Genomic DNA, 15,351 nt, shown 5'->3' with positions numbered 1-15,351 from the left:
AAAAGAGCGGCAAAGATTTTCATACCATAAAAAAATGACCTAGTTCTATACTAGGTCATTTTTTATTAACGAGGGATAGATTGCATAACAGATTGTAACGTTACTCTTTCTTCTTCTGTTAATGGAAGAAGTGGTAAACGTACAGAGCCTACATCTAATCCAACCATTTGTAACGCTGTTTTTACTGGCGTTGGGCTTGGCGCCATAAATAATGAATCCGTTACTCTTACAAGTAATTGATGTAATTTTTGCGCCTTTTTAAATTCTCCTGCTTGGAATGCTGCAATCATTTCTTGCATTTCATTTCCGATAACATGAGATGCTACAGAAACGATACCTTTCGCTCCAACTGCCATAGCTGGTAACGTTAAACCATCATCACCGCTGTATACCGCAAAGTCGTCCGCTGTTTTTTCAATGATTTCTGTCATTGTTAACACATCGCCGCCTGCATCTTTAATCGCAACAATGTTTTCTATTTCTGATAAACGAACAACTGTATCAACGGAGATCTGTACAATAGATCGTCCTGGAACGTTATATAGCATAACCGGAAGCGGCGTGCTTTCAGCAATTGCTTTAAAATGCTGATACATTCCTTCTTGACTCGGTTTGTTATAATACGGTGCTACTAGCATTACTGCATCAACACCAACCTCTGTTGCCTTTTTAGTTAAGTCAATAGAAGCATGCGTATTATTACTACCTGTTCCAGCGATTACGGGCACCCTTTTATCGACAACAGATACGACATGGCGATATAACGCTACTTTTTCTTCTGAAGTTAATGTAGGAGATTCTCCTGTCGTTCCTCCTACCACGATTGCTGTTGTACCGTTATCTATTAAATAATTTACCAATTTCGTTGTCTTCGCAAAATCGATATTTCCGTTTTTATCAAACGGAGTTACCATCGCGGTTGCAATTGTCCCAAAATCTATCATGGTCTCACTCCTTATTGTTCCAGTTGCTTTTCTTTTGAAAGCTCAAACGCACTATGTAATGCATTTACAGCCTCCACTAAATCAGTTTCTTTTACAAGAACCCAAATTGTTGTATGGCTATCTGCCGATTGCAGAATTTGAATACCTTTTTCCGCTAAAGCTGTAACGATTTTCGCAGTAACCCCTGGGTATCCTGCCATTCCAGCTCCTACAATAGATACTTTTGCACAATGTTCTGTCACAATTGGCTCATATCCAAGGTTTTTTAATAATTCAACTGCACGACTTGATACACTATCACTCACCGTATAAGCTACCCCAGTAGGTGAAATATTAATTAAATCGACACTGATTCCTTCATTCGCCATTTCTTTAAACACATGCTGTTGCAAATCATATGCTGTTTCTTTTGCAAGCACTTTAATTTGCGTCACATTTGACACATGAGCGATACCTGTAACAGGCCGTTCTTCTACATCACGGCCTTTTGTAGCACCGTCCGATGCTGAAATAAGCGTACCTTCACTATCAGAATACGTAGAACGTACACGAAGTGGTACTTTTGCATGCATCGCAATTTCCACTGCACGTGGATGAACAACTTTTGCACCTTGATATGCCATGTTACAAATTTCATTGTACGTTACCGTTTGAAGATGACGTGCATCTTTTACAATGCGAGGATCCGCAGTCATAACACCTTCTACATCTGTGAAGATATCGATGTATTCAGCATGAAGCGCAACACCTAACGCTGAAGCTGAAGTATCGCTACCTCCGCGTCCAAGTGTTGTCGTATCACCTTTTTTCGTTTGTCCTTGGAATCCTGTAACTACGATTACATCTAAATTTTCTAATTCTTCATGTACACGATCGCAATTCATTTCAATAATCTTAGCATTCGTAAAATCCTCATTTGTTACAAAACCAGCTTGTGCACCATTTAATGCCGCTGCTTTTATACCGTTCTCATTTAACATGTTAGAGAAGACGATTGCTGAGATTAATTCTCCGCATGATAATAATAAATCTTGCTCACGATTAGAAATGCGAGATTCCTCTTGATTTACAAGACTTAACAAAGTATCAGTTGCATATGGTTCACCTTTACGGCCCATAGCAGATACGACAGTAACTACTTTATAACCCGCATCTAGCGATTTTTTTATATGATGAAGCGCATGCTTACGTCCATTTTCATCACGTACGGATGTGCCACCAAATTTTTGAACAATAATTTTCATATTTTGCACCTTCTCTTAGCCGTTTACACTAATTGTAATTTTACTAAGCGCTCTGCAATTTGAACAGAATTCCATGCAGCGCCTTTTAATAAGTTATCAGATACGACCCAAAGATGGAATCCTTTATCGTTATTTAAATCTTTACGGATTCTTCCAACGAATACTTCGTTTTTACCTACTGCAGTAGCTGGCATTGGATATAACTGCTCTTCTGGATTATCTTGCAGAACGATACCTTCCGCATTTGCAAGTAAGCTCTTGAATTCTTCTACTGTTACACCTTCTTTTTCTACTTCGATGTAAACAGACTCAGAGTGACCTGATACAACTGGTAAACGTACACATGTTGCCGCTACTTCTAATTCAGGCATATGCATAATTTTTTTCGTTTCATTAATCATTTTCATTTCTTCAAACGTAAATCCATTATCTTGGAATTTATCAATCTGTGGAATCGCGTTGAAAGCAATTTGGAAATGTTTCTTATCACCTGATACAGGTAAAACATTCGCCTTCACTTCTTCACCATTTAAGATTGCTTGTGATTGTTCATGAAGTTCTTCAATCGCTGCCGCACCAGCACCTGATACAGCTTGATATGTGGAAACGATTACTCGTTTTAAACCATATTGCTGACGAACTGGCTCAAGAGCTACTACCATTTGAATTGTAGAACAGTTTGGATTTGCAATAATACCATTATGTTCTTTTAAGTCGTTTTCATTTACTTCAGGTACAACAAGTGGCACGTTTTCTGTCATACGGAATGCACTTGTATTATCAACAACAATCGCACCGCGCTTTGCTGCTTCTGGCGCTAATTGTTTTGATACAGATCCACCAGCACTAAATAGTGCGATATCTACTCCTTCAAAACTTTCAGGAGTTGCCTCTCGAACTGTAAATTCTTCGCCTTTAAATACAAGTTTTTTACCTGCAGATCGTTTAGATGAAAGTAACGTTAACTTCCCGATTGGAAATTCTCGTTTCTCTAAAGTATTTAACATTTGTTCACCAACTGCGCCGGTTGCTCCAACTACAGCGACATGAAAAGTTTTTTGCTTTTCCATCACTATGCCCCTTTCTAGATACCAATCCTTCTATAACTTAGAATTAGAAGGAGTATACAATACCCCTTCTAATCTTAATAACGTTAATTTTATCATATTCTACAGTAAGAATGATGGTTTCATCAAAAATTGTCCGTTTTTTTTCGTTTTTCAATTCATATATCTGAATTTTTCTACGACAACCGGTTGTAATTGCTTCCCTTGCAGTGCTTCTAATACTGTGTCTTCCAGCAGCTCCATGCGAGCTACCATTGAGTTTGGTTTTTTCTCTGGTGCATCTTGACCGAATGGGACGAAGTAGATGTTTTTTGTTGCCATTAGGCGCATGAGATTTACTCCATTAAGCCCTAAAGCATCATTCGTCGAAACAGCCAACACGACAGGCTTGCCATTTCTTAACGTCGCTTTCGCTGCCATTAGTACTGGAGAGTCTGTCATTGCATTTGCAAATTTACTCATAGAATTTCCTGTTAGTGGTGCAATTACCATACAATCTAGTGGAATTTTAGGTCCTAGTGGTTCTGCGCCAACGATGGAATTAATCGCTTTAAAGCCTGTTACTTCTTCAATCTTTTTAATCCACTCTGCTCCTTCTCCAAATCTCGTATTTGTTGATTGAACAGTGTAAGAAACAACGGGGCGTACTTCTGCTCCCTCAGCAATTAATTTTTCTAAATGAGGCATTACTTCTTCATACGTACAATGTGAACCAGTAAAACCAAACCCTATTCTTTTCCCTTTTAAATTCATTCCCCATTCTCCTTTCTTGCTATTACGTCTTCTGCTAGTAACTGAGAAAGAACGTTCGCTAAAATTTGTCCTGCTGTTTTTGGAGCAACAATACCTGGTAATCCAGGTGCTAACAGCGCTTTGACTCCTCTTTTTTCCGCATATCTAAAGTCGGTACCGCCTGGTTTAGAAGCTAAATCAATTACTAACGTATGAGCCGGCATTTTCGAAATAACATTCGCTGTCACGACGAGATGCGGAATTGTATTAATGACAATATCGATATTTCCTACTTCTTTCTCAATATTTTGCATATGAAAAGGAGAAAACATCATTTCTGTAATACGTGCAATATGTTCCGATCGTCTTGCTCCAACTTTGACATGGGCTCCTAATGATTGAAATGCTCTGGCAACACTCATCCCTGTTCTACCAAATCCTAAAACCATTACATTGGAACCATGAATTGTATAGTCGGTATGTTGAATTACCATCATTAATGTACCTTCTACAGTTGGTATAGAATTGTAGATTGCCACATCATCACGATCAAATAATTTAACAAGTTTGCGGTTTGTAGTAGATACGAGATTTTCCAAGTAAGGCGTACCAATACCTGAATATATAGTAAAGTGTTCTGGTGTATTTTCAATTTGTTCTTTCGTTATAGAAACTTTTTCGTTTGAAAAAATAGTATCTACTTCTCCCTTGGCATTTGTACCTGCAACTGGCAAAATAATTGCATCTACAGAAGTGAAATCTAAATTTTGTATACTTTCTTTTGCTGCCCCTGTGAAGCCATGATCTAACTGATCAAACCCTATCAATGAAAGTTTCGCATCCAATTCAACTAGCTTGCGAATTACTTCTAGCTGTCTTGCATCTCCTCCTATGACAGCAATATGCATCTCAGTCAACATTCCCTAATTCACCTTCTTTTTCTGTCATTTATAAGAAAAGTGCCTACTTTTTCTTTTTCCTCCACATCATATGTAATGTACGAGTTTTAGGTGATTGAAAAACAAAAGCACGTATGATTTATCCCGCTATTTGTATGCAGTTAGACCTCCCTCTCAACATTCGACATATGAGAGGACATTATACGGGAAATTGCTTTCCGGTAAACGCTCGATTCATGTGAGCTTTTACTCAGAAGAGAATGAACAAAAAAAAGATGACCAAAATGGCCACCTTTCACTTCGAATTTGAATGATCCGTAATATCACAAAGGATCATATCGTACCCTACTTTCTTAATTTGGCTCCACGTGACTCTTACTTCTTGTGGTTCCTTTTTAAAACCTCCCCATTTCCCACCCGGTATGATAAGAGCCTGTATTTGGCCATCCTTCTCATCAATCTCTAAATCCACATAACCTAAAACTCCCATTTTTTCTGCTCTTTCTAAATTTACAATCTCTTTGCCACTTAATTCACTTAATCGCATACACTCTCCCCCTACCGAATTATGAATTTAAGTTATCCATAATTAGTACCTATTCTGTATATCAAAAAAAAAATAACCGTATCTCTTTTAAAAGAGATACGGTTATTTTTACATACTTCATATAAAGCAATTATAGTTTTATTCCTTTTGGAAGTTTTCCATCTGGACTAATTAATGCTGCAGAGAATTCATCTGTAAACATGTTACGAATTAACTCATCAACATTTTCTTTTGTTACTGTGTTTACACTTTCAATAATCTCATCAAGTGAACGATGCTTACGAAGTAGCAATTCATTTTTACCATTACGGCTCATACGGCTATTCGTACTTTCTAAACTTAACATTAAGTTTCCTTTTAATTGCTCTTTACTATTAATAAGCTCTTTTTCTGTAATACCTGTATTTTTCAATGTTTCTAATGTTTCTTGCATTGTTTCATACAGTGTATCTAATTGTTGGCTACCTGTTCCACCATACAGCGTTAACATACCTGTATCTTCATAAGAAGAATGGTAAGAAAATACTGAATAGGCTAACCCGCGTTGCTCACGTACTTCTTGGAATAAACGGCTACTCATACTACCGCCTAAAACGTTATTTAATACAATTAAGTTATAAATATCTTCGTGTCCCATTTGTAAGCCTTTATATCCTAAACATAAATGAGCTTGTTCTGTTTCCTTTTTACGTGCTACCTTATTAAAATGGAAAATTGGGCTATGTACTTGTTCACGGTTTGTTGTTCCTTCATAACTACCGAAATATTGCTCTACCGTTTGCAAGAAGGCTTCATCAATATTTCCTGCAACTGAAACAACGACATTTTCAGGTGTGTAATGATCCTTAATATATTGGCGTAGCGTATCACCTGTAAACGTATCAAGCGTTTCTTCTGTTCCTAAAATAGGATATCCAAGTGGATGCGTTTCATATGTTGCTTTCGTTAACATATCATGCACAATATCATCTGGAGCATCTTCGTACATTTTAATTTCTTCACATACGACATTCTTCTCTTTTTTCAGTTCTTCCTCATCAAATGTTGAATTAAAGAACATATCTGCTAATACATCTAAAGCATATTTAGCATGCTCATCTAGCACTTTTGCATAGTAACAAGTGTATTCTTTTGAAGTAAAAGCATTCACTTGCCCACCAATGCTATCAAATGATTCTGCAATTTCGCGTGCACTACGTGTTTCTGTCCCTTTAAAGAACATATGCTCTAAAAAGTGGGAAACCCCGTTATTTTTTTCATTTTCATTTCTTGATCCCGCATGAATCCAAATACCAATTGCAACCGATCTTACAGTTGGTATATTCTCCATAACGATTCTTACACCATTTTTACAAGTATATTTTTTAATCAAAAACTTTCCTCCTACTGCCAGTTTCTCTAATTAATTGCTATTATTTAATGATAACAAGTTTAAGGATGAATGTCATGCAAATGTATTTAATCCACACGTTTTTCATCCAGTAATTCTGTTATATTCCCTACTTTATATCCTTGTTCCTTCAATTTTGTAATCATTGTATCTAATGCTTCTGCTGTAGATGAAGTTGGATGCATTAATACGATAGCACCTGGATGTATTTTTGTCATCACTCTCTGCAATAGTACCTCTGGTTCAGGTCGCTTCCAATCAATTGTATCTACAGTCCACATAATCGTTCCCATTTGGAAATCATCTGCAATTTTCACGACTTCATCCCGAAAACTTCCACTCGGCGGAGCAAACCATCTTACCTTTTGATTCGTAGCTGCTTCGATCATTCGATTTGTTTTTTGTAACTGATCTCGGATTTCATCAGAAGATAGCGTTTTCATATTAGGGTGTGTGTAAGAATGATTTCCGACTTCTTGATTTGCATCAACAATCATTTTTGCAAATCGCAAATTTTCCTTCACCCAACGTCCTTCTAAAAAGAAAGTCGCTTTCACATCATGTTTTTTCAATATTTCTAATATACGAGGCAAATACTCGTTTCCCCACGCCACATTTATTGTTAATCCCACCATCTTTTTATTTGGATGTCCCCTATAAATTGGAGCTGGTGATAAATCTTCTAAGTGGACACTCGGTGATACTTCCTTGAATTCCAGATATTTTTGATCAAATTTCTTTAGTTTCTTCATATTATTATAAGATGCTTCGATATCAACTTGTCTTCCATTATATCCTGGTGTTAATTTCCATATCTTATCAATCATCGCGTTTTGAGGTGCAATCTCATATTGTTTTGCATGTTTTTGAATTTCTTCATATAAGTTATCCTGTGCAAAAACGGAATAAGAGCCTACACTGACATATAAAAAGAATATACATATGTATGCCAATATACGAGCTTTCATATAAACCCTCCCATTAACTATATAAAAACCTTTTTTCTTCTTATCTTTGTTAATTTGAGCGTTATAATGAAAACTATACCTATACTGACATAAAAATATATGTAAATCATATTTTTTACATAACAAAAAAAGCCAGTTTAACTGGCTTTTACTTATTGCTGCTCTTGTTTGTTTTCTTCTTTAGCAGCTTCTTTTTCTTGCTCTTCTTTTAGCAATACTTTTCTAGATAGATTCACACGACCTTGCTTGTCAATCTCGATAACTTTAACTGTAATTACATCACCGATCTTCACAACGTCTTCTACTTTACCTACACGCTCAAGTGCAAGTTCTGAAATGTGAACTAATCCATCTTTACCGCTGAATAATTCAACGAAAGCACCGAATTTCTCAACACGTTTCACTTTTCCTTCGTAGATTTCACCTACTTGTACTTCGCGAACGATATCTTCGATAATTTTCTTAGCTTTGTCATTCATTTCTTGATTTATTGAAGAAATGAATACTGTACCATCTTGCTCGATGTCAATTTTAACGCCAGTTTCTTCAATAATTTTATTGATTTGTTTACCGCTCGGCCCAATAACGTCACGGATTTTATCTGGGTTAATTGTCATTGTAATAATCTTTGGAGCGTAAGCTGATAACTCAGTACGTGGCTCTGCAATAACAGATAACATATGATTTAGAATGTGCACACGACCAACTTTCGCTTGTTGTAATGCCTCTTCTAAAATTTCACGAGATAGACCATCGATTTTAATGTCCATTTGCAGTGCAGTTACACCTTTTGCTGTACCTGCTACTTTAAAGTCCATATCACCTAAATGATCTTCCATACCTTGAATATCAGATAAAATTGTGTAATGCTCACCAGTTTTAACTAGACCCATTGCAATACCTGCAACTGGAGCTTTAAGTGGAACACCAGCATCCATCATTGCTAAAGTACTACCACAAATACTTGCTTGTGAAGTAGAACCATTTGATTCTAAAACTTCAGATACAAGACGTACTGTATATGGGAAATCTTTTTCAGATGGAATTACAGGCTCAAGAGCACGTTCTCCTAGTGCACCGTGACCAATTTCACGACGACCTGGTCCACGCATCGGTCTTGTTTCACCAACACTAAATGATGGGAAATTGTAATGGTGCATAAAGCGTTTTGATTCTTCTACACCAAGACCATCTAAAATTTGTACATCGCCTAATGCACCTAATGTACAAATACTTAATGCTTGTGTTTGTCCACGTGTGAATAAACCAGAACCGTGTGTACGAGATAAAATACCAACCTCTGATGCTAATGGACGGATTTCGTCACCTTTACGGCCATCTGGGCGGATTTTTTCAACTGTAATAAGACGACGTACTTCTTCTTTTACAATTTTATATAAAATCTCACTTACTTGTCCTAACGTATCAGCGTCAGCTTCCTGCGCTTCGTAATGCTCAATTACACGCTTTTTCACTTCGTTAATTGCATCTTCACGTGCATGTTTCTCATGTACTTGAATTGCAGAATGCATATCCTTCTCAGACATTTCACGTACAGCTTGATTAAGATCAGCGTCAACTTCATAAAGTTTCACTTCTGATTTCTCTTTACCTACAGCTTGTACAATCTCTTCTTGGAATGCAATTAGACGTTTAATTTCGTCATGTCCAAACATAATTGCTTCTAACATTGTTTCTTCAGGCACTTGATCTGCTCCTGCTTCAACCATGTTAATTGCATCTTTCGTACCAGCTACAACAAGGTGAATATCACTTTGTTCTTGCTGTTCTACTGTTGGATTAATAACGAATTCGCCGTTAATACGACCAACTGTTGCACCCGCGATTGGACCTTCAAATGGAATATCTGAAATCGATAACGCTAATGAAGAACCAAGCATAGCTGCCATTTCAGAAGAACAATCTTGATCAACACTCATTACTATGCTGACAACTTGTACTTCGTTACGGAAACCATCTGCGAAAAGCGGACGAATTGGACGGTCGATTAAACGACTTGCCAAAATTGCTTTTTCACTCGGACGACCTTCACGTTTAATGAAACCGCCAGGAATTTTTCCGACTGCATATAAACGCTCTTCATAGTTTACTGTAAGTGGGAAGAAATCTACATTTTTTGGTTCTTTTGATGCAGTTGCTGTAGATAGAACCGCTGTATCGCCATATCTTACTAATACTGCTCCGTTCGCTTGCTTCGCAAGCTGACTTGTTTCAACTGTTAGCTGGCGACCAGCTAAATCTATCGAGAAGACTTGCTTTTCTTGACTCATTTAAGTACCCCTCTCAATTTAAAGTATTCAATTCTTCTATGTAAATGGATAGTATATCACAATATTCTACCTCTAGTATTACCGAAAATGAAGTAAGCTATAAAGGGTAGAAGATATATTTTTACCTAACAAAAAAGCGGGAATATTCCCGCTTCTTTGACTATCGACGTAAGCCAAGCTTTGTGATTAATTCACGGTAACGTGTGATATCGCTATTACGAAGGTAAGTTAGTAAGTTACGACGTTTACCAACCATCTTTAATAGACCACGACGTGAATGATGATCTTTCTTGTGAGTACGTAAGTGCTCGTTTAGAGTGTTAATTTGCTCCGTTAGGACAGCAATTTGAACCTCTGGAGAACCAGTATCAGTCTCATGAGTTCTAAATTGTGCAATGATTTCATTTTTACGCTCTTGTGTTAAAGCCATCCTATTTCACCTCCTATTAATTAAACCCCCAATTACCTAGCAAGCGTCGGTGAGTCGCAATGCCAAGCAATGGTTGTCATAAAGTACATAACATAGAATACTACTTTTCATTTGAAAAAGCAAGTATATTCTTTTCGTTCGCAAAATATTCTTGTGCTGTTTTCTTATCTTTTGCAATTTGTTCAACTAACTCATCGATGCCATTGAATTTCTTTTCTTCTCTTATACGCATATGCCACTCTACTGTAACATTTTGATCATATATGTCTTTGTTAAATTCAAATAAATGCACTTCAATAGATAATTGACGCTCATCTTCTTTAAAAGTTGGTTTATATCCAATATTACATACACCATCGTACCATTCATCGTGAACTTTTAATCTCACTGCATAAACACCTACAGGTGGTAATAGATACTCATCACTTAAACCTATATTAGCTGTGGGAAAACCAATTTGACGTCCACGCTTATCACCGTGTACAACCGTTCCCCCTACTGTATATGCTCTACCTAAAATAGATGGAATTTGTTCCATTTCGCCATTTCGAATTAACTTTCGTAATGCTGTAGAACTTACTTTCTCTTCTTGAAATTCAACTTTTTCAATCACAGTCTGTGTAAACTCCCCTCTTGCATGAAATGGTAAAGTCTCCATCTTTCCTTTTCCTAAACGTCCATATGAATAATCAAACCCTGCTACTACATGCTTTACATTCAAACCAATAATATAATCATCTACAAATTGTTGTGGCAATAAGCCTGCAAACGATTCATCAAATTTAATAACATATAATATATCGATCCCTAAGTTTTCGACTATTTTTTCTTTATCACACATTGGTGTAATATACTCCGCATACGCTTCCTTTTTTCCTAAAACAACAGATGGGTGCGGATAAAATGTCATAACTGCACTTTTATATCCTCGTTCATCAGCTATTTGTTTCGCAGTTCGAATCACACATTGATGTCCTAAATGAATGCCATCAAAAAATCCTAATGCCATTACAGTAGGTGGTAATTCTAATTTATTTTGTTCATGTGGATGAGTTAAATGAATAAGTTTCACGCTTGAATTCACCTTTTTCTGTAATAATCCTTCCGATAATTCATTATAGCTTTAGTTCTTGATTATTCACAAGTACTTTCATCGGCTTTAGCATACCAGGGTGTTTTGGATGGTGCTCATAAATTGCAAGGCAGCGATTATTTGTATCAAACACTGTTATAAATGGCGCCGTTATTTGCAATTCATTTTTTAAGAACATACCATTCTTTATTTTCTCTGCTTGCTTTTCATCTACAACCATTTTCGGAAACTTACTTAATGCTTCATCAATTGAAATGAAGATAGACTCTACTGTTCCATTTTGCACGTTTTCTTCAATTTCTTCAAATGATATGCAATCTTCTAATAAAAATTCACCAGAAGCTGTTCTTACAAGGTGAGACATATGTGATGGGAAACCAAGTTTTTCACCAATCATTACTGCTAACGTTCTTACATATGTCCCTTTACTACACGTTACACGGAAACGGAATGAAATATTTTCTCCCTCAAACACTTCACGGTCATCTAGTAATACAAATTCATGAATTGTAATTGTACGAACTGGACGTTCAACTTCTTGTCCTGCTCTTGCATATTCATATAATTTTTTTCCGTTAACTTTTACAGCTGAAAACATCGGAGGCATTTGTTCAATTGTACCTGTTAATGCAGCAAGAGCCCCTTCTACTTCCTTACGAGTAATAACACGATCTACATTTTTCCTTTCAACAACTTCACCAGAAGCATCTTCAGTTGTCGTTGAAAATCCAAGTGTTACTTCACCTTCATATGTTTTCGTCTCACTTGTTAAAAATTGTGCAATCTTCGTTGCTCGTCCTACACAAATAGGTAATACTCCTGTTACATCTGGATCTAATGTTCCTGTATGACCAATTCGTTTCTCACGCAATATCTTTCTTAATTTAAATACACAATCATGTGATGTCATGCCTTTTGGCTTATGTAATAATACTACACCTTCCATATATGTTCACCTCATCATAATTCTTTCATAGTAATTATCCAAAATTAATTTTGCATTGAAAAAATGGATAGACAAATGTCTATCCATTATTCTTCACGTTTACCGTCTTTATTAATTTGATGTAAAAGTGTATCAATTCGATGACCATATCCGATAGACTCATCAAACTCAAAGGAAATTTCCGGTGTTTTACGAAGACGAATACGCTGGCCAATTTCTGAACGAATGAAACCTTTTGCCTTCGCTAAACCTTTTAATGTACTTTCTTTCTGTTCCTCATCACCTAAAACAGAAATATATACTGTAGCAATTTGTAAATCTCCACTCACTTGTACATCTGTTACTGTAACAAATCCAACACGTGGATCTTTAATTTTACGACTGATGATGTCGCCTAATTCTTTTTTCATTTGCTCGCCTACACGATTTGCACGTAATTTCATAACTCTTCACCTCATTCAATACCATTCCAATTGTGTTATTGTACGTTCAATTTCAGGAAATGAATCGATGTACTCAAGTACACGATTCATTTCTTTTTCACAAATAACACGATTAGAGGATACAGAAACAATTGCAATTTCTGTACGTTGCCATACATCTTGATGCCCTACTTCTGAAACAGCTACATTATAACGCTGCTTCACACGAGTTAGCACCCGTTGCAAAATTGCTCGTTTCTCTTTTAAAGAATGCACATCGTAAATCATACACTCGAATGAGAGTGAAGCGATAATCATCGCTTCACTTCTTCCATAATGTACGCTTCAATGATGTCCCCTTCTTTAAGATCATTATATCTCTCAATTGTAATACCACACTCATAGTTTTGTGCAACTTCTTTTACGTCATCTTTGAAACGTTTTAACGTATCAAGTTGTCCTTCGAAAATTACTACGCCATCACGGATAATACGCACGCCACTATCACGTGTAATTTTACCGTCAATTACGTAACAACCTGCGATTGTTCCAACTTTTGTTACTTTGAATGTTTGGCGTACTTCCGCTTGACCGATTACTTTTTCTTCGAATTCTGGATCCAGCATACCTTGCATTGCTGATTCGATTTCTTCGATTACTTTATAGATAATACGGTGTAAACGAACATCAACATTCTCTAATTCAGCTGTACGCTTCGCATTCACATCAGGGCGTACGTTAAATCCAATTACAATTGCATTAGATGCAGAAGCTAAAATAACATCAGATTCTGTAATCGCACCTACGCCTGTATGGATAATTTTAACTTTAACACCTTCAACATCAATTTTACGAAGTGACGCTGCCATTGCTTCTACAGAACCTTGTACGTCTGCTTTCACAATTAAGTTAATTTCTTTTACATCGCCTTCTTGGATTTGTTGGAATAAATCTTCAAGGCTTAATTTAGATTTTTCACCACGCTGAGCAAGTAACGCTTCTTGTGCACGTGATTCACCGATTTGACGAGCTTTCTTCTCATCAGCGAATGCCATGAAACGATCTCCCGCTTGTGGTACTTCGTTTAAACCTGTAATTTCAACAGGAGTTGATGGACCAGCAACTTTTACACGACGACCAATATCACTTACCATTGCACGAACACGTCCGAATGAAGTACCAACAACGATTGGATCTCCAACTCGAAGTGTACCGTTTTGAACAAGTAATGTCGCGATAGTTCCTTTACCTTTATCAAGCTGTGCTTCGATTACAGTACCAGTTGCATAGCGGTTTGGATTTGCTTTATATTCTTCTACTTCACTTACAAGAAGAATCATTTCTAATAAGTTGTCAATTCCTTCACCTTGAATTGCAGAAATTGGTACGAAAATTGTATCTCCGCCCCAAGCTTCTGGAACTAATTCATACTCTGTTAATTCTTGCATTACACGATCAGGATTTGCCGCTGGTTTATCCATTTTATTCACAGCTACAATAATTGGTACTCCAGCTGCTTTCGCATGGCTAATTGCTTCAACTGTTTGTGGCATAACACCGTCATCAGCTGCAACAACAAGGATTGTAATATCCGTTACTTGCGCACCACGAGCACGCATCGTTGTAAATGCCGCGTGACCAGGCGTATCTAAGAATGTAATCTTCTTGTCATTTACTTCAACTTGGTATGCACCAATATGCTGAGTAATTCCACCTGCTTCGCCTGCAGTTACTTTTGAATTACGGATAGAGTCAAGTAAAGTTGTTTTACCATGGTCAACGTGCCCCATAATTGTAACTACAGCTGGACGCTCTTTTAAGTTCTCTTCATCATCTTGCTCATCGATGAATGTTTCAAATTCAGTTTCACTTACAACTACTTCTTCTTCTACTTCAATACCATAATCAGTAGCAATTAACTCAATTGTATCTTTATCTAAGTCTTGGTTAATTGTTGCCATAATTCCAAGCATAAAGAGCTTCTTAATAATTTCAGATGGCTCTTTGCTTAATTTTTTAGCAAGCTCACCTACTGTAAGACTTCCAGAGAAAGTAACTTTATCTGGTGTTTCTACAGTTTGTGTTTGTTGTCTTCCAGCAAAGTTATCTTGACGTTTGTCTTCATTTCCCTTGCCTTTTTTCTTTTTCTTATTGCTGTTCTTTTTACTACGAACAACTTTTTCTTCTACTTCAAACTCATCTGCAACAGAAGGTTTTTCAGTTTGATACGCATTATCTAATTTATTTACTACTTCATCTTCTAACATTGTCATATGATTCGAAACCTCGATATTCATTTCTTTTAGTTTTGTCATAAGATCTTTACTTGAGATATTATGTTGTTTTGCATATTCATGCACTCGAATTTTACTCATACC

General features: G+C 36.7%; 15 protein-coding genes. All 15 read right to left on the bottom strand.

Annotated elements, in window-relative coordinates; genetic code table 11:
• Positions 1-65: 65 nt before the first annotated feature.
• The 15 genes from dapA to infB all read right to left on the bottom strand — a co-directional run bounded on the left by dapA (position 66) and on the right by infB (position 15,348).
• Positions 66-944 (bottom strand): 4-hydroxy-tetrahydrodipicolinate synthase, encoded by an 879-nt coding sequence (dapA, locus tag DN394_RS04600; RefSeq protein ID WP_000564777.1) that lies wholly within the window; start codon positions 942-944, stop codon positions 66-68.
• A gap of 11 nt (positions 945-955) precedes the next feature.
• Entirely contained in the window at positions 956-2,188 is a 1,233-nt protein-coding gene (gene dapG / locus DN394_RS04595) for an aspartate kinase (RefSeq protein ID WP_097914682.1), read from the bottom strand.
• Between the two features lie 23 nt (positions 2,189-2,211).
• On the bottom strand, positions 2,212-3,258 hold the full coding sequence (gene asd, locus DN394_RS04590; RefSeq protein ID WP_046957394.1) for an aspartate-semialdehyde dehydrogenase: 1,047 nt from the start codon (positions 3,256-3,258) through the stop codon (positions 2,212-2,214).
• Positions 3,259-3,408: 150 nt separating this feature from the next.
• A complete protein-coding gene (gene dpaB / locus DN394_RS04585) occupies positions 3,409-4,008 on the bottom strand; it encodes a dipicolinate synthase subunit B (RefSeq protein WP_001049480.1) in 600 nt (199 codons plus the stop codon).
• Positions 4,005-4,907, bottom strand: coding sequence for a dipicolinic acid synthetase subunit A (dpaA, locus tag DN394_RS04580; protein ID WP_000954740.1), 903 nt, complete (start codon positions 4,905-4,907; stop codon positions 4,005-4,007). The genes dpaB and dpaA overlap by 4 nt, the downstream gene beginning before the upstream one ends.
• A gap of 274 nt (positions 4,908-5,181) precedes the next feature.
• The gene (locus DN394_RS04575; protein WP_149293648.1) at positions 5,182-5,433 is read right to left on the bottom strand and encodes a YlmC/YmxH family sporulation protein; all 252 of its coding nucleotides are present in this window, start codon (positions 5,431-5,433) and stop codon (positions 5,182-5,184) included.
• A gap of 130 nt (positions 5,434-5,563) precedes the next feature.
• Complete coding sequence (locus DN394_RS04570; RefSeq protein ID WP_000593006.1) at positions 5,564-6,805, bottom strand: M16 family metallopeptidase; 1,242 nt, start codon at positions 6,803-6,805, stop codon at positions 5,564-5,566.
• 86 nt (positions 6,806-6,891) lie between these two features.
• Positions 6,892-7,791, bottom strand: a complete 900-nt coding sequence (locus DN394_RS04565) for a polysaccharide deacetylase family protein (RefSeq protein ID WP_000647534.1) — start codon at positions 7,789-7,791, stop codon at positions 6,892-6,894.
• A 152-nt stretch (positions 7,792-7,943) separates the two neighbouring features.
• Positions 7,944-10,082 (bottom strand): polyribonucleotide nucleotidyltransferase, encoded by a 2,139-nt coding sequence (gene pnp / locus DN394_RS04560; protein ID WP_046957398.1) that lies wholly within the window; start codon positions 10,080-10,082, stop codon positions 7,944-7,946.
• A 160-nt stretch (positions 10,083-10,242) separates the two neighbouring features.
• On the bottom strand, positions 10,243-10,512 hold the full coding sequence (gene rpsO, locus DN394_RS04555; RefSeq protein WP_001229392.1) for a 30S ribosomal protein S15: 270 nt from the start codon (positions 10,510-10,512) through the stop codon (positions 10,243-10,245).
• A gap of 100 nt (positions 10,513-10,612) precedes the next feature.
• Complete coding sequence (gene ribF / locus DN394_RS04550) at positions 10,613-11,584, bottom strand: bifunctional riboflavin kinase/FAD synthetase (RefSeq protein ID WP_149293647.1); 972 nt, start codon at positions 11,582-11,584, stop codon at positions 10,613-10,615.
• A gap of 43 nt (positions 11,585-11,627) precedes the next feature.
• Positions 11,628-12,551, bottom strand: coding sequence for a tRNA pseudouridine(55) synthase TruB (gene truB, locus DN394_RS04545; protein ID WP_046957399.1), 924 nt, complete (start codon positions 12,549-12,551; stop codon positions 11,628-11,630).
• Between the two features lie 86 nt (positions 12,552-12,637).
• Positions 12,638-12,994, bottom strand: a complete 357-nt coding sequence (gene rbfA / locus DN394_RS04540; protein WP_000776445.1) for a 30S ribosome-binding factor RbfA — start codon at positions 12,992-12,994, stop codon at positions 12,638-12,640.
• Positions 12,995-13,009: 15 nt separating this feature from the next.
• A complete protein-coding gene (locus tag DN394_RS04535) occupies positions 13,010-13,291 on the bottom strand; it encodes a DUF503 domain-containing protein (protein WP_000582364.1) in 282 nt (93 codons plus the stop codon).
• A complete protein-coding gene (infB, locus tag DN394_RS04530; RefSeq protein WP_000036353.1) occupies positions 13,288-15,348 on the bottom strand; it encodes a translation initiation factor IF-2 in 2,061 nt (686 codons plus the stop codon). Before infB ends, DN394_RS04535 begins: the two co-directional genes overlap by 4 nt.
• Positions 15,349-15,351 lie beyond the last annotated feature (3 nt).

This window comes from Bacillus sp. BB081, from assembly GCF_008368895.1.
Lineage (GTDB): Bacteria > Bacillota > Bacilli > Bacillales > Bacillaceae_G > Bacillus_A > Bacillus_A wiedmannii.
Note: the sequence above shows the minus strand (reverse complement) of the source record. Positions and strands in the feature narration are given on the sequence as shown.